This window comes from Algoriphagus lacus, from assembly GCF_003583985.1.
In the GTDB taxonomy this organism is placed as follows: Bacteria; Bacteroidota; Bacteroidia; order Cytophagales; family Cyclobacteriaceae; genus Algoriphagus; species Algoriphagus lacus.
On the sequence record NZ_QXML01000014.1, the window covers coordinates 59,089 to 75,509 of the forward strand.

Consider the following 16,421-nt stretch of genomic DNA (forward strand, 5'->3'; position numbering starts at 1 on the left):
GGAAAATCTGAGAGATACAATCCTGCTCCTTAATTGATCCTGGAGTGAACTTGGAAGGTTAGAGAAGTTCCTCGCTTCACGAATTAGTGATTTCTTGGGTGCAGGCTGGGCAACCAAACTCCTTCCAACCACGAATTTGCAAAGTTTGGTTCTTTCTTGGCAGATACAGCGCATTCCAATACTCTAATTGCCAAGGCCTTCCTATGGATTTGCATACCTTTCGATGGATGGGTTAGGTCCCTTTGGACCACAATTTTCAGCCCTTTCAATTTTCAGTTTAATCCAGCTTTATGAAAAAAATTTTACTCTCAGTTGGTTTTGCCTTAGCCATAATGAACATGAGTTTTGGCCAGCAAAAGAAACCCAACATCCTGGTCATCTGGGGAGATGACATCGGCACTTGGAACATCAGCCACAACAACCGTGGAATGATGGGGTATCGGACACCGAATATTGACCGAATCGCCCAGGAAGGAATTGCCTTCACGGATTACTATGCCCAGCAATCCTGTACTGCAGGACGGGCTGCATTCATCAGTGGATCGGTCCCTGTAAGATCAGGTATGACCAAAGTAGGTCTGCCGGGAGCAAAAGAGGGTTGGCAAAAAACCGATGTCACCATGGCCACAGTCCTCAAAGCCCAAGGCTATGCCACCGGACAATTTGGAAAAAATCATCAAGGCGACCGGGACGAGCATCTGCCAACCATGCATGGATTTGATGAGTTTATGGGAAGCCTTTACCACTTGAATGCCGAGGAAGAACCCGAAAACAGAGATTATCCAAAAGATCTGGTTTTGGCTGACGGCCGAACTTTTTACGAAACTTTCAAGCCACGCGGCATCCTCCATACCAAATCAGATGGAAAAGGCGGACAAACCATCCAGGAGCTAGGTCCTCTGACCAAAAAACGGATGGAAACCATCGATGATGAAACGGTCGAAGCAGCTAAAGATTTTATAAGACGACAGGTCAAAGAAGGTAAGCCGTTTTTTACCTGGTGGAATGGAACCCGAATGCACTTCCGTACCCATGTCAAGGAAGAACATACCGGAATCTCAGGACAGGACGAGTACAGTGATGGCATGGTCGAACATGACATGCACGTGGGTCAATTGTTGGAATTATTGGACGAACTCGGCATCGCCGACAATACAGTCGTCATGTACTCGACAGACAATGGCCCACATTACAACACTTGGCCGGATGCAGGCACCACTCCCTTCAGATCGGAAAAAAACTCCAACTGGGAAGGGGCCTACCGAGTGCCAACTTTCGTGAGATGGCCAGGCAAATTTCCGGCAGGTGTGACACTTAACGGAATCGTGTCTCATGAGGACTGGCTTCCAACCTTCGCCGCAATCGCAGGTGATCCAACTGTCAAAGAGAGGCTGCTCACAGGCACTACCATCAATGGACGTACCTACAAAAACTACATTGATGGATACAATCAACTGGAATACCTGACCGGCAAAACCAAAACCTCCCCAAGAAATGAGTTTTGGTACGTCAATGACGATGGTCAGGTGGTAGCAGCCCGATACATGGATTGGAAAGTGGTATTTCTGGAAAACCGCGGTGAAGCCTTTGGAGTATGGAGAGAACCTTTTGTCGAATTGAGAGCTCCTCTACTTTTCAATTTAAGAAGAGATCCATTTGAAAAGGCTCAGCACAACTCCAATACCTACAATGACTGGTTTTTGGATCGGCCTTTTGTGATTGTTCCAATCCAGGGGCTTGCAGCAAAATTCCTGATGACCATGAAAGACTATCCCCCTTCACAGTCTCCCGGATCATTTAATCTGACCAAAATCGAGGAAATGCTAAAAAGCTCCGGAGGAACCCGGTAAACCTCAAATCCAAACTGAGCAACCTATGAAGGTTGCTCAGTTTTTTTTAGCAGAAGGATTTTTGCTTTTTCCAACCACTCCCCTTCAGCCGGTTAAAAAGTTTGGTAGATTTAGCCCACTTTGTTGGCTATATGGAATTGGTTCTAGGTTGGAAAGACCTTGTTTATTTGGGCTCAAACTTGATCGGATTTCTAATCGGAATCCTTTTGATTTTGTTTGGAGTCCGAAAAAACAAAGCCAATATTCTTATCGGTCTTTCATTTCTTTTTTTAACCTATGCTGTTTTTCTGGCCTTTTTGATTGATTCAGGTTACCACGCCAGGATTCCTTCCCTATATCGAACAGGAAATATCGCCGCTTTGCTTTTTGCACCCTTAGCTTATCTGTACATCCGCCAAGTGATCGATAATCGGGAGCTTTCATTCAAAGACCTAATCCATTTCATTCCAGCAGTCATTTATTTGATAGACTTTTTTCCAATTCTTTTTTTTACCTCGTTGGAGGAAAAAAGGCAACTGATTCAATCGGAAATCCAGGATCCAACGGTATTTGTTTACTTTAATCAAAGCCGCTTTTTCCCTTCCAATTTTTACACTTTGGCCAGGACCATTCTGATCGTGGTTTATTGGTTTTTTTCCATCCGTTTTATTTATCGCTATGGGAAAAAAGTGGCCGGTATCCCTCAAAGCTTCGGAAAGGAATGGGTAATCTGGATGAAAATTTATGTCTATAGCGAGCTTATGCTTTTTTTGCCTTTTTTCATTTTAGCCCGATTTGTTGATTCTTCGATAGGCTATGATTTGATCCATCTCACAGGCGCATTCGTTATTTTGGCCAGTGGAATTGCCATGCTGTTTTTTCCAAAAGTCCTGTATGGGTTTAATGAGTTTGAGTTTATGTTGGATGAGCAAAAACAAAAGACAAAACTGGAATCTTCCGATTACCTGTCTTTGGAAAAAGAACTGCAAATTCAAGAACAGTTAAATCAAGTTCTTTTTCTGAAAAAAAAGCACCTCCAAAAAGGCTACACGATAAACGAACTGGCTAAAGACAGCCAAGTCCCTGCTTATTTGCTTACGGTCTTCATCAATAGAAAACTTCAAACCAATTTTTCTGATCTGATCAATCAGCAGCGGATTGAGGAGTGCTGCCAAATGATGAATTCAGGTAAATACAAGCACCTAACTCTGGAAGGCATGGCTGACTTGTGTGGGTTCAGCAACAGAAATTCATTTTCCGGCGCCTTTAAAAAATTTAAAGGAATGACCCCCTCCCAATTCCAAAAGACCCAATTTATGGTCACAGAAAAGGAAAATAGCTGACCCGCTCCGATTCCTACAAAAAACACTTAGACTTTATCGACGTGAATTTTGAAATTATCCAAAATGGATTGCCATCCGGCGCGCTGAAGTTCCGGGGCATTCATGGATTCCGCTTCAAAAACTTCAGTCACTCTCGTTTTTCCATCTACTTCTTTAAAATCAATTTCCACCTTTCTTCCATCCATCAGTGTAAAGGCAATCCGATTTGGGCGGTCTACTACATCATAGATTCCCTCAAATCCAAAACTCATCTCCCCATCCCTGGAGGCCATGGTGTAATTGAATTTTCCTCCAGGACGAAGATCATTGGTCGCCTCAGGACAATGCCAGTCCTCTGACGCAAAATTCCAATAAACAATATGCTCTGGAAGGGTCCAACACTCCCACACTTTTGAAACTGGAGCCGAAATAAGGGTTTCAACTTTTATTTTTTCCATGATTCAACTGTTTAATAAGGTTTCAATTTCAATTTTTTCCATGGTGAGTAAGGTGGCCATTACCTTTTGGGATTTGGAGGGATCAGTCATGAGTTTACCAAGGATCTTGGGTACTATTTGCCAGGAAACCCCAAACCGATCAGTCAACCAACCACACCTGTCAAACTTCCCATCCTTTCCGAGTTGAGTCCAATAATAATCGATCTCTTCCTGGGTTTCACATTCGACAACGAGGGAATTACCGGGAGAAAAATCAAAGTCATGTTCCATGGTGCTGCTCATCGCATTAAGGATAAAGCCATCCAACTTAATCTGTGCGAAAAGTAATGTTCCTTCCGGTAATCCTATTTCCGGAGGATAAGGGGCCTCCATAAGGATTCTTGAGTTTTTGAAAATTCCTGTATAATGAGCTAGCGCATTTTTGACCAAATCTCTCTTCCCATTGGTAAAAAGCAGACAGGGAACAATCTTTTGGGAGGAGTTGATGTCTTCCACATCCAACTGCCAATTCACCCCATACCGGTCAATTACCCATGCATATTTTGGAGACCAGTCGTATGTTTTCAGAGGCATTAACACACTTCCTCCCTTTGACAAGGCATCATAAATCCGATAGATTTCCACTTCACTTCCGCAATGGACAAAATAAGAAACTGCAGAATTTACCTGATATTTTGACCCTCCGTTTAGTCCCATAAACTTGGTACCATTGAGTTCAAACCGAGAAACCATCTGAGTTTTCTCCAGGACCTTTGAATTTTTGAAAAGAGAACAATAAAAGTCGGCGGCTTCTTCAGCTTGGTGATCAAACCAAAGACAAGGATAAAGGGAGCTATTCATACCGAGTGGATTTTTGGACTAGTTAAAATTCAGGATAAGGGTTTTATTTTCAAGGCTTTCAGTCAAGATCCAAATTTTTCATTTTTTACCTTCTGAAGGACTTACCCAGTGGTCCAAAACTGGAGCGTTTGATTTGGGTAAATACCTAATACTACTATTCTTGGCCCGAATCCTAGAGTAAGAGATTTTCAGAATTACTCCCATCAGGGGCAGTATCAACCAACTTCAAAAAAGAGGATGGAATACAAGCTTTATTAAATGGAATGCCCAACCTAAACTCTATTCACACCCGAATTATAAGCCTATACCAATCACTTTGGAGATAATAACGACGGTTTGCCTGATTAAAATATGTCCGCAAGATCAAGATTTTCACAAAGTATCGAGGGTATTCCAATCAAAACAGAAATCTTGAAGTTGCCCTAGCGTCCAAATGACCTGCTTTTGTCAAGAGGGTTCAGGAAATTGATCTGGCTGTCCTTCTGCCTGTTGCCCACGGTTACCATTAATCAACTGGGCAATCTCTTTGACCTCATTGAAAAGTGAGTGGAGAAATTCGTAATTGAGATTTTTGAAGTCCGCCCGAGTGAAAAACAGGTCCCTTACCATATCATGATACCGTTCAGCCGCCACCTCGGTCAAACCCAGTTCCCTTCCAAAAAGAATTCGGGCATTCTTGTCGATTTTGCTGTTAACGAGGTTATGGGTTTCCAAAAACAACTTAATTCTCCTGTTTCTGACCAATTGGATATGAAAACAAAAGGTTGATTTGTTGGCAACGATTAAGTTCAAAAATTCCGGATCATAGGATCCCAATGTGGGAAGGGCTACCGCCATTTGATCTACCATCCGGATATGTTCCCTCATCAGTGCCTCAAAATACCGATCGAAGTCACCGAAATAATGGTAAAACCCTGATTTGTTTAATCCGGTAATCCGGGACAATCGCTCAATCTGGATTCCTTCGTGGCCTTCCTCACAAAACAATTCATATCCTGCCTCAATCCATTTTTGTTTGGACTTCTTTGTTTTTGAAGTCTGTAATTCAAGCTTCCTTATCATGTCGGTCTAGTGCTTTCCGTTCTAATTTTCATTTAAAACCACCTAATTCAATTTTACTCGTTTGCTTCAAATCCTAAAATTCGCCAATCCACTTGGATTCCGGTACTGACGATCTGAACTAGTAGGATTCAGGAATCGCACTTGATTGTAAGTTTCCAATGTTACTCATGAATTCTAGAATTTTCAAGCGGGTTGATCCGCTGAAAATCAAATCATTCCCTTCACGATAACATTTTTAAATCTTCAACCAAACCCTAAGCTAGCTTTTTTCCAGAATTAGACCATTCGGTTTAATTTGATGGATATTGAAATTTTTGGTTCAAACTTGCTGAATCCAAAACCCTAAATTTGAGCGCATTAGGCACTCATGATATTTCTATGACGCATCGATCAGTTGTCCTATCCGCAATGGTCCTGGGATTTGTTTCCGTCCTGGTTGGCTGCGGGCAGGAAGCAAAGCAAAATTCAACCCCCGACCAATCCAAACCCAATATCCTGATCATCGTCGCTGATGACATGGGCTTCAGTGATATCGCTCCATTTGGCGGAACTATCGAAACTCCCGTTTTAACAGGTTTGGCAAAGGAGGGAATTTCTTTTTCCAATTTTTATGTCCAGCCTACCTGTTCACCTACTCGTGCCTCACTTCTGACTGGAAATGACAACCATGTCGCAGGACTTGGTATCATGAGTGAAATGGATTATCCTGCCTTAAACGCCCTGAAACTGCCGGCATATGCGGGTCATCTCAGCAAAGAGGTGGTGACGATTCCTGAAATCCTCCGAGGCAATGGCTATCATACCTACATGACCGGAAAGTGGCATTTAGGTGAAGGAAAAGGGATGGATCCTTTTGACCGGGGATTTGAGGAAACCTTTATTCTTGGAACCGGAGGAGGCAGCCATTGGAACGACCGAAAGGCCTTGTCCCCGCTTCAGCATATGGAATACACCCGTAACGGGGTACCGATCGAGCCTTCACCGAATTTTTATTCCACCACAGCCTACACCGATTCCCTGCTAAGCTTCATTACCAAGCATAAAGCTGATCAAAAACCTTTCTTCGCTTACCTTTCTTACACCGCAGTCCATGATCCTTTGCATGCTCCGGATGCTTACATTCAAAAATACAAAGGAAAATTTGACAAGGGCTGGGACTCCCTGTGGGTGGAGCGGATGGAAAACCTGAAATCGCTGGGAATTCTGCCCAAAAACCTCAAAGCCAGCCCAACCAACCCATTTGTACCCAGATGGGAAAGTTTGAGCCCAGAGCAAAAGCAGGAATATGCACGGGACATGGAGGTATATGCTGCCATGTTGGATTACCTGGATATGAGTATCGGGAGAGTTTTTGCCTACCTGAAGGAAAACGGAATGTATGACAACACCCTTGTGATCTTCATGTCTGACAATGGAGCAAACGGAGCCTACGCCAGCTCCTATCCTGGAAATGAGGATGGGAAATACCACGGAAGTTTTGATAATTCGCTGGAAAACCGGGGTAAGAAAGGCTCGTACATCGAAACAGGAGCAGGTTGGGCCCAGGCTTCCTCATCCCCTTTCCGATATTTTAAAAGCTTTACGTCCGAAGGGGGAATCAAAGTCCCTTTAATCGTAAAAATGCCTGGAAAAATGAAACAGGCTGGCCAATGGAACAAGTCATTTGTACATGTGACCGATATTCTTCCTACCCTGTTGGAGCTTACCGAATCAGGATATCCTACGGAATACCAAGGCAAGGCGATTCATCCCTTGATTGGAAGATCCATCCTTCCGATCCTGAATGGGAGTGCCCAATCTTTGGAAACCGGCAAAGGGTATGGATGGGAGCTTTTTGAGATGAGGGCCTACATTCGAGGCAACTGGAAAATACTCCGCTTGCCGCAGCCAATGGGTTCAGGGGATTGGGAACTTTATGATTTGGAGAAAGATCCAATTGAATCCCAGGATCTTTCCAAGCAATTTCCTGAAATCAAAGAGGAACTGATTCAGGCCTGGAAGGAATATGCCAAAAACAACGCGGTGCACGATCATCAGGGGCATTTTGATTCCCTGTATCGGGTCAATTATTCTTTACCAAAAAGTCACTAGAAAAATAAAAGGGAGGTTAAACCTCCCTTTTTTGATTTTCATTTATTGCGGAAATCTGAAAACGATACCTCCGTCAAACCCAAACTGGTACATGGTGGAGTAAGTGGAGACACCTGCTCCGGTACCGCCAGTACCGAAATAAACACCACCACCTGCGCCTTGAACAGCGGACATCAAGGAAGCTTGAATTCTAAGACCTACCTTTTCGGAAAACCAAAAATTGGATCCTCCGCGAAGGGCCCATGCAAATTTGGTAGCTCCTTCATTGTTTCCATTATCCGGATTGGTTACATCCAAAATAGCCATACCAATTCCAAAGCCAAAGAAGGGCTCAGCCACTTCACTGATTGGAAAGTAATTGGTTCCGTTTAACATGATCCAATTCGCCGTGTAATCAAAATCGGTTTCCTGAAGCTGTCCTCCTAAGATCCCTGAATCAACGTATTGGATAGGAATTTGGGAATCCTGTCTGAGGTATTGCAATTCAAATGCTTTCGTACCACCTGGTAATTGGTATTCCAAACCTGCACCCCATCGGAGACCTCCCAGGATTTTCCCTTCATAGTAGGAGTTGGAGGAATAATAGCTACTTACTTCATCATCGAACACATACCCTGCATAAGTATTGAGGCGCAGTTCCTGAGAAAATGCTGTCCCGGCGAATAATGCCAAAACAAAAACAAGTGTGATTTTTTTCATAAATGGTTAGAAATATTAAACAAGTGTGAAGGAAAAAGGTGTACCACTTCCGCAGAATGCCAGTCCCCGAAACAAATATGACACAGTCTTCTTCAGAATTTCATGACATATGTCAGTTAGACCATGCCGTTGCCACTTTTTTTGATCGGATTGATATTGGAATGTTAATGGATTTCAAAAAATCAGTTTCAATTTTTCATGCGAAAAACAACAGCATAAAACGAATTGGAACTGAAAGTCCATCCATGAAGATGGATTTATTTTAAGCTCCTAAGAATCAAAACCCTAGGTTGAACTTCCTACAGGATGAACCCTGATCTCCAACGCCTACCGTATCCATCACTTTGCCCCATTACTTATGGTTTCCAGACTCATTGTTCAAAATCATAGGAACCATGGTTTTGAATTGTTCCATAAGACCATGGAGAAATTCATAATTCATTGTCCGGTAATCTACCCGTGTTAAAAATGTATCCCGCAAGGCTTCATAATAAGGAATTGCAACTTCAAGTGGCAAACCAATTTCCTTACTGAAAAGGGGTATGACGAGCGGATCAATCTTCATGTTATTCCGATCATGGCCCTCAATAAAAAATTTCACATGCCGATTTCTGACTAACTGGATATGAAAAAAACAGACATATTTATGCCTGAGCATAAGATTAAAAAAGCCCGGATCATAACTGTCCAGACCTGAAATCTGATCGGCAAACTCATCCACCAAAAGGTCATGCTCTTGTACCAAAGTTTTTAAAAACTCGTGTACGTCTCCAAAGTAATGGTAAAAGCCCGACTTATTTAGACCTGTGATTCTAGAAAGGCGTTCAATCTGAATTCCTTCATGTCCCTCCTCCGCAAAGAGGTTATATCCAGTGGTAATCCAGACTTTTCGATGATTACTCTTTTTCATTAAAATCATATTGGACTCTAATATTACGCTTAAATAAACATAAAAAGCTTTTGTTTAAGCATCGATCCTTTCTGAGAATAGTTTGCGGAATTTTCCCTTTTCCGGAGTGCCTCATCTGCTTTAAATAACCATTCCACAAAAAAAACCGGTCTCTTGAGGGAGACCGGTTTGCTTGATTTTACTTTTTCGTTTCGATCGTGACTTTTTTGATTTTACCCGAAAACTTGGATGAAGTACCATAATTGGCCACCCAAGGACCTTCGTCTATACCCACATCTGCCAGGTCGTCCACTGAGAAGATTCCAGGCTGAGTCTTAGCCAATCGGCCTTCACCCGCTTTTTCACCGTTGATCAAGAAGGTTCCCACTCCACCTTTTCCTGGACCTCCCCCATCATACTTGAAGTCATAGACAATGGTGTATTTACCCGGCTTGAGAGTTTGGCTTGCAGTGACAGTGGTCGTTTCCATTCCCAGGAAGTTGTAACTGAAGGAAGGTTTGCCATTCTTCATGTAGAGGCTAAGTCCTCCAAACTTACCTCCCTGGCAGACAATCACTCCATTGGCATTGGCCCCTACTTCCACTTCAGCAGTCATGGTGTAAGAAGTGCTTCTCAAATCGATAAACACGTCCACTCCCATTCCCCTCATTCCTTCGCCATAGGTGACTGAAGTTCTTCCTTCCATGATGGACGGCCTTCCCATATCTGTAGCGCTCATCCGTTCAAAGGTTCGGTCGTCCAAAGGCAGCGCATGGTATTTTTGAGCCTCAGCCATAAAGAGATCCTGCATGGCTTTCAATTTTTCAGGGTCATTCGCTGCCAGGTTATTTGTCAAACTGAAGTCCTCCTGGGTATTGAACAATTCCCATTGGTCTTCCTGTAAGGTTGCATAAGGCTGGGCCAAATACGGCGCCTTATGGACAGTTCGTGCATACCAACCGTCCTGGTAAATGGCCCGGTTGCCAAACATTTCAAAGTACTGAACGGTGTGCTTTTCAGCGGAAGCCCCATCATTGAAAGTATAGGCTAGGCTGGTTCCTTCCACAGGATCCTGTGGAATTCCGTTTACTGATTTGGGAGCAGGTACTCCGGTCACCTCATAGATGGTCGGAGTGATATCGATCACATGTCCAAACTGGGAACGGATTTCTCCTTTGGCCTGGATTCCATTTGGCCAGTGGATGATCATTCCGTTTCGGGTGCCTCCAAAGTCGGAAGCCACCTGCTTCGTCCAGGTAAACGGTACGTCTGTCGCCACTGCCCAACCGGCTGCCATGTGAGGATAGGTGTTGTCAGAGCCCCACTCGTCGTAGTGCTTGAGCATGTCCTCCACCGTTTCAGGTACTTGGTTGAAATAAGTCATTTCGCTGTACATCCCGTTCATCTGCCCTTCCGCACTGGCTCCGTTGTCACCGGCGATGAAGACGATCATGGTATTGTCCAACTCACCCATTTCTTCCAGGGAAGCAATCATACGGCCGATTTCATAATCGGTATGCTCCGCAAAACCGGCATAAACCTCCATCTGACGGGTGAAAAGCTTTTTCTCATCTGCAGAAAGTGCATCCCAATCCTTGATTTCCTTAGGCTTTGGTGCCAGTTGCGTATTGGCAGGAATGATGCCCATTTCCTTTTGTCTTGCCAAAGTCTCCTCGCGGAGTTTGTCCCAGCCTTGATCAAATTTCCCCTTGTACTTGTCAATGTACTCTTTGGGAGCATGGTGTGGCGCATGGGTGGCACCCGGTGCATAGTACATGAAAAATGGTTTCTCCGGATTGAGCGCATTGGTAAAGTTCATCCAGGAAATGGCCTGATTGGTCATGTCGGTGGTGAAGTGGTAATCCGGATCAGTTGGAGTCTCCACCTGGGTCACACCATCATAGATTAAAGGCTGCCATTGGTTGGTCTCTCCACCCAAAAAGCCATAAAACTTCTCAAATCCGGAGCGGGTTGGCCATCTGTCCTGAGGTCCACTGATGGACAGTTCCCAAGGTGGTACTTCGTGGCATTTCCCAAATTGGGCGGTATTGAAGCCGTTCAATCTGAGCACTTCAGCCACCGGAGTGATGCTCTGGGGACGGACAGAGCTATAGCCCGGGTACGTTGTCGCCAATTCGGTGATCACCCCCATGTTGTTCGAATGGTGGTTGTAGCCGGTGAGCAGGGCTGCACGAGTCGGAGCACAAAGCGCTGTCGTATGAAAGCGGTTGTAACGCAAACCGTTTTGTGCAAGCTTCGCCATATTGGGCATGGAAATCGGACCTCCAAATGCTTCCGAAGCACCAAACCCCATATCATCGATCAGAATCACCAAGACGTTTGGGGCCCCTTTGGGCGCTTTCACTTCGAAGCGAGGCGGTGGGGTAGTATTCCGGACATCCAAGTCACTGTAGGAAGGACGGTCGGGCTCCCGAATGGGTAAGACCGTACGGTCAATTCCGTCGCTGGCTGGAACTGACGCCGTACTATCTTCGGGAGTTTTCGGTTCGCAGGCCCAAAAAGCGGCAAATCCGGCGAAGACAAGAATGGTTCTCCAAGGTTTAATCATAGGAAAAAGATGTGGTTTTTTGTATTTGTTTAAAGTTGATGAAATAGTCTTTGGGGTTTTATGATAAAAATCAGGGCTTTGGAAATAATTCGTCTGAGTAGAAAACTTAAAACGTCTCTGAAACAGCGAGATAAAATCCGCTGGACCGTTCTCCAAAACCATAATCCAGTGTCAGATTGGTGCGGGAAGACTTGTCCACCATCACCCGAAGTCCCAGGCCATATCCGGGCTTGATCGATTCGAACAAACCCAAATCCTGAGTGAGATTATTGGCAGTAGTGGCATTCACAAACAAAACGCCTCCCAGCACTCCACTGCATGGGGAAATGGGAAACCGGTATTCGGCCTCGGTATAGACGTAATCTTTGCCTCGAAATCTCCCCTGCGTATAGCCTCTTGCACTGCGTCCACGCTGATCATAGGCAGTAGCCGGCAAGGCCATGTAGGGAAATCCACCCTCGGGAGTAAAGGTACCCATGGCCCAGAACGCGATCAGGTGGCTGGGATTCTTCTTGGATACGCCATGGTAACTTCTCCATTCCAGCATGATCATCTCCGTATTATTTTCATTTCCTGTAAACCGATAGGCTCCCCTGTAACCCAAGGAAAGAAAGTATCCGGTGTACGGTTGGATCATGTGGTCCCGCTTGTCGATCATGAAACTCGCGAGTATGGCAGAAGAGTAATACTTCTCCGTGTCAAAGCCATATCGCTTATTGTAGGTGTAATGTGAAGTAAGGAGGGTATCACCGGGTTCGAGGCTCAATCGTTGATCATTGATCTTGAAGTAGGCGTCGTAATTGTATCCGACTCCCAAATACATTTTATCCTTGATCTTGTATCCCACCGTTTGGTGGATTCTCAGAAAGTTAAACTCCATTGGTTGGGCCAGGGAGTCAATGGTCGTCTCCTGCCCTGCCAGGGTAAATTGATAATCCAGTGCCCCGCCTTCCGGAGAATTGGTCCCCAATCCGTAAGTGGGCTGGGAAAAGATCAAAAACCTCCAGTCGCCGGTGTAGAAAAAGCGTTCGTTTTTGGAGTACACGTTGTTTTTCAGCAGGAACAAATACTGGTTTTTGGTCGTGGCCTGCAAGCTTCCGCTGATCAGGGAAAACTGCTCGCTCCCTTTCATTTTAAAGGCATATTGCCCACCAACACCAAACATAAACCCGGTCGCGGGATTGGATCCGATGATCGGCACGAGCAGGAGTGATCCAGATCCTTCTTCCTTGACTTTTGGAGGTTTGTTTCGGGCTTCCCGGATCAGTTGGGGAAGGTCTTTTTGCATACAGACGGTGTCCGATGCTGGAGCTTCCTGAGCCCGAAGAAGGGAGGAGTTGATTAACAGTAAAAAGGCCAACAGATAGATTCTCATAGTTTTATTAAGTCAAAAGACTTGGTTGATCGGGGGTGCATCATTTTTTTTCCCAGATTTTTTTGTTGAATGCCACACCAAATGTCCAGGCATCGTACACTTCTTCTTTCCTTTCGAAGGCCAGATTGAGTGCGATTTCAAAATCTTCGGTGATTTCAAAACTGTATTCCGATCCAAACTTGATCAGAAACAGGTTTTCACTTTTCTCCAATTCATAGCCCGGTCCTACATAGAAAGACCAATGCCGCAGCGCATGGTAATGGATCACTGTCGCAAAGGCAACCGGGTAGCTTCGCTCCAGAGATATCCCTTCATGCTCCACTTCAAAACTCTGGATCTTGACATCACCCTGAAGGGCTACAGACCATTTTCTGTGAAAAAAATAATCCACATCAAAGCCCCAGGTAGGCAGCAGGATTACTTTTTTCTCCCCTTCAAAACTGTTGGGCACATGACTGTTGGCCATCAGGATTGCTGCACGGATTTTAGGCCGATGGACTTCGGATACTTCTTCCTGTGAAAACCCATGCTTTGCAAAACCGAGCAGGGCGAAAAGGATGAGCAGTGTTTTTTTCATACCAGTTTGACCCGAAAAGAAATGTCTTACCGAAGTCCTCTGCGAATTGGAAGCGGTAAAATCAAAATAAGGAAAATAGCGAGAAAGGATCTATGACTTTTGTGGTCTTAATAGTCTAGCAGAAAAAAATTTTGAGAAAAATTGAATCTGCGGGATAGCCTTTCGGGGAAATAGTTACGATTGGCTCCTCAAAAAAACGAATGAAAACTCCTTCAAAACTCCACCTATTCAAAAACTAAAAACCGAATACTAATTTTTGCTTTTTCAGAATCACCTCATTAACTTTTAGGTACAGTTTTTTACTGTTTGTTATTTGTTTCATTTTTAAACCACATTTTTATGAGTAACCTGATTTCCATTGAAATCCCGGAACCAGTTTTACAAAGCGTCCGGGCGCACATTGCGGCCATCAATGCCGAGCTCAATCCCTATCTGCCAAACATCTCTCCGGACATGCTGGATGGCTTGCCCAAGATGTCGGATGGTCGGGAGCCTTTTGTGACCAAGGCTTTGGAATTTGCCGAAACCAATCCTCAGTTCAACCCGCCCTTTATGGACGTACCTGAGCTGAAGAAGGACGTGGTCGCGTATCGAGCCCTTACGCCGGTCTTTTATGAGTTGGAGCAAGTGACCAACCGGGTCAAGGTCGCCTATTCTGCAGCTGGCTCAGAAGCCTACACTGTTTCGCTGACGTTTTACAACACGATCAAGCAAGCAGTCAAGGTGGGCATCGCCGCTGCAAAACCGCTGTACGAAGCCCTTCGACCGCTGTTTGAGCGGAAGAAGCCCAGCGTACAGTAATGCTTTTGCTGGAGAGTTGACTTAACACGCCCGGCCGGACTTGAATCAGGTCCGGCTTTTTTACGCCTTATTTTACCGCAAATCAACTCCCCCTTTTCAAAAGGGGTAAAGGGGATTAATAGATTACAAAATTTTATTTCGAAAAAATAGAAAATTTCTATCTACAGCAACGTGAATGCTCCTACAGGTCAATTCATGTACCTGTGGGAGAAACGTTCCTCTACCGGAAAGAATGTTCCTCTGCCAGATAGAACATTCCTCAAAAAAGAAAGAACGTTCCTCAAAATTGATAGAATGTTCTATCCCCAGGTAGAACGTTCCTCAAAATTGGTAGAACGTTCTTACAAAATCATAGAACATTCTATCCCCGGATAAATCATTGGTGCAAAATGGAAGAACGTTCCTCAAAAATCATAGGATGTTCTATCCCCGGAAAGAACGTTGCTCTACCGGATAGAAAAAGGGAGGGATATCTCGGGGAATTGCAAATTTCAAGGGATTTTAGGGTGGGACAATGCGTAAAGAAATGATCCAGTTGGATCTTTTTAGCATTGGGCCAGTCCCGACAACTGTACGGGAGCAGGGTAAGCAAATTACACCCAGTCATCAAAAAACCTCAAAAAAGAATGACAATGGACTACGCTGAGGTGGGCTTAGCTCCTTTTCTTTTATTTGCTATACCCGTCAAAATCAATAAACTAAACATAAGCATAAAGCTCCCCATAAATACAAGGACCTGGTTTATTGAACCCACAAATTCGGTTACCGGTTGAATCAGGTTGCGTTGGATAAGGAACAGATTGATGTAGTTGTTTAAGGTAAAAAACGAACTGACGAGCAGTACAGGCCACCCCTCTCTTCTGTCTTTCAGGAAAAAGAGAATACCTACAACCCAAATTACATTGCGGGAGGTCGTAGCCGCAGTTTCGAATCGATAGAAGGTTTCCGGGCCTTCGATTTTGAATTGGGGCACAAAACTTATCAGCGTAAAAAACAAGGCAATTCCCATAAACAAAACAGCAGAACCCAAAAGAAATGAAGCATGCAATTTTCTTCTCTTCTTTACTACAAAAGCCATCAGGATTGTGAATCCCAATTCAATTGTTCCCATCACATTTTGGACAATGAGGAAGTCACCCTCTCCAGAAACCAATCCTTTGTGAGCGGAGTAAACTGATAACAATGCAGTCGTAGCAACTAAAAAAGGCCCAATAAATAAAATAGAGAGTCCTATTTTTTTATGAATCAGATGATTTCCCCCCCCGATCAGACTGATTTGGTAGAGTAATAAAAAAAGCCAGGCGAATACGGTAATTACATGAAGATTTTGATAGGGAGTGGGTGCTGCATCCTGGCCAAAATAGATGTTCCAAAAACCGGTAATGCTTACGACTAGTACAACCAATACCAATCCATATTCTAATAAATAGTTTTTAAAATTGTTCATATTTAGGTTGGTTAAGGATTGATTCAATGCTGTTGCTAAATGGGGCAGAAATACAAGTCCCTACCAACCATCAAAGAACCTCAGAGCAGAAAGGCAATAGATTAAGCTGAGGTTGGGGGTCAAAGATTCTACTACCAGACGAGGGATGATTTAATTCAATAATACTTTCTTAATATATTCTAAATTTTTTTCATTTGTGGAAATTGCATATTTATTATGGTAGCATATTTGATAAATATTGAAAAGATTTAATTCTTGATTTGTAATTTTTCTAATTTGAATCTTCTTATTTAAATCTCCATTTTTACTATAGTACTCATCTTGTTCCTCGTCAGAAAAGTAAAGACAGAATTTTTCATTAATTGGAAAATAATATTTAAACCCATTTTTAAATTTCATGTTTTCTAAAACACCTTCTTTTGTTATTGATATTCCTGGGTTATCAGAAGTAATAAAAGATAA

The 16,421-nt window shown here is 43.8% G+C and carries 14 protein-coding genes; 4 read left to right on the forward strand and 10 right to left on the reverse strand.

Going from position 1 to position 16,421, the window contains the following annotated elements:
• The first annotated feature begins 290 nt into the window (after nt 1-290).
• Entirely contained in the window at nt 291-1,850 is a 1,560-nt protein-coding gene (locus D0X99_RS19225) for an arylsulfatase (RefSeq protein WP_233553762.1), read from the forward strand.
• 131 nt (nt 1,851-1,981) lie between these two features.
• Nucleotides 1,982-3,172: a helix-turn-helix domain-containing protein gene (locus D0X99_RS19230; RefSeq protein ID WP_119479494.1), complete on the forward strand. Its 1,191-nt coding sequence runs from the start codon at nt 1,982-1,984 to the stop codon at nt 3,170-3,172.
• A gap of 26 nt (nt 3,173-3,198) precedes the next feature.
• Here D0X99_RS19230 and D0X99_RS19235 read toward each other — a convergent pair whose 3' ends face one another.
• The 3 genes from D0X99_RS19235 to D0X99_RS19245 form a co-directional block, all read right to left on the reverse strand.
• On the reverse strand, nt 3,199-3,609 hold the full coding sequence (locus tag D0X99_RS19235; RefSeq protein WP_119479495.1) for an SRPBCC domain-containing protein: 411 nt from the start codon (nt 3,607-3,609) through the stop codon (nt 3,199-3,201).
• A gap of 3 nt (nt 3,610-3,612) precedes the next feature.
• Entirely contained in the window at nt 3,613-4,449 is an 837-nt protein-coding gene (locus D0X99_RS19240) for a VOC family protein (protein WP_119479496.1), read from the reverse strand.
• 447 nt (nt 4,450-4,896) lie between these two features.
• Nucleotides 4,897-5,511 carry a TetR/AcrR family transcriptional regulator gene (locus D0X99_RS19245; RefSeq protein ID WP_119479497.1) on the reverse strand — a complete coding sequence of 205 codons (615 nt, stop codon included), beginning with the start codon at nt 5,509-5,511 and terminating at the stop codon, nt 4,897-4,899.
• Between the two features lie 348 nt (nt 5,512-5,859).
• On the opposite strand from D0X99_RS19245, the gene D0X99_RS19250 reads away from it, so the two are divergent.
• The gene (locus D0X99_RS19250) at nt 5,860-7,602 is read left to right on the forward strand and encodes a sulfatase-like hydrolase/transferase (RefSeq protein WP_158587737.1); all 1,743 of its coding nucleotides are present in this window, start codon (nt 5,860-5,862) and stop codon (nt 7,600-7,602) included.
• A 42-nt stretch (nt 7,603-7,644) separates the two neighbouring features.
• Here the strand turns inward: D0X99_RS19250 and D0X99_RS19255 are convergent, their stop codons facing one another.
• The 5 genes from D0X99_RS19255 to D0X99_RS19280 form a co-directional block, all read right to left on the reverse strand.
• Nucleotides 7,645-8,301, reverse strand: a complete 657-nt coding sequence (locus D0X99_RS19255; protein ID WP_119479499.1) for a porin family protein — start codon at nt 8,299-8,301, stop codon at nt 7,645-7,647.
• 352 nt (nt 8,302-8,653) lie between these two features.
• On the reverse strand, nt 8,654-9,211 hold the full coding sequence (locus D0X99_RS19265; protein WP_158587738.1) for a TetR/AcrR family transcriptional regulator: 558 nt from the start codon (nt 9,209-9,211) through the stop codon (nt 8,654-8,656).
• A gap of 178 nt (nt 9,212-9,389) precedes the next feature.
• Nucleotides 9,390-11,759, reverse strand: a complete 2,370-nt coding sequence (locus tag D0X99_RS19270; RefSeq protein WP_233553763.1) for an arylsulfatase — start codon at nt 11,757-11,759, stop codon at nt 9,390-9,392.
• Between the two features lie 106 nt (nt 11,760-11,865).
• Nucleotides 11,866-13,134, reverse strand: a complete 1,269-nt coding sequence (locus D0X99_RS19275; protein WP_119479502.1) for a BamA/TamA family outer membrane protein — start codon at nt 13,132-13,134, stop codon at nt 11,866-11,868.
• Nucleotides 13,135-13,174: 40 nt separating this feature from the next.
• On the reverse strand, nt 13,175-13,711 hold the full coding sequence (locus D0X99_RS19280; RefSeq protein ID WP_119479503.1) for a hypothetical protein: 537 nt from the start codon (nt 13,709-13,711) through the stop codon (nt 13,175-13,177).
• 339 nt (nt 13,712-14,050) lie between these two features.
• Between D0X99_RS19280 and D0X99_RS19285 the strand changes: the two genes are divergently transcribed.
• Entirely contained in the window at nt 14,051-14,512 is a 462-nt protein-coding gene (locus D0X99_RS19285) for a hypothetical protein (RefSeq protein WP_119479504.1), read from the forward strand.
• 637 nt (nt 14,513-15,149) lie between these two features.
• Here D0X99_RS19285 and D0X99_RS19290 read toward each other — a convergent pair.
• Together D0X99_RS19290 and D0X99_RS19295 are read right to left on the reverse strand one after the other, a co-directional pair.
• Complete coding sequence (locus D0X99_RS19290) at nt 15,150-15,959, reverse strand: hypothetical protein (RefSeq protein WP_119479505.1); 810 nt, start codon at nt 15,957-15,959, stop codon at nt 15,150-15,152.
• Between the two features lie 150 nt (nt 15,960-16,109).
• A partial coding sequence (locus D0X99_RS19295) for a DUF4238 domain-containing protein (protein ID WP_147392270.1) occupies nt 16,110-16,421 on the reverse strand: 312 nt, incomplete at its 5' end.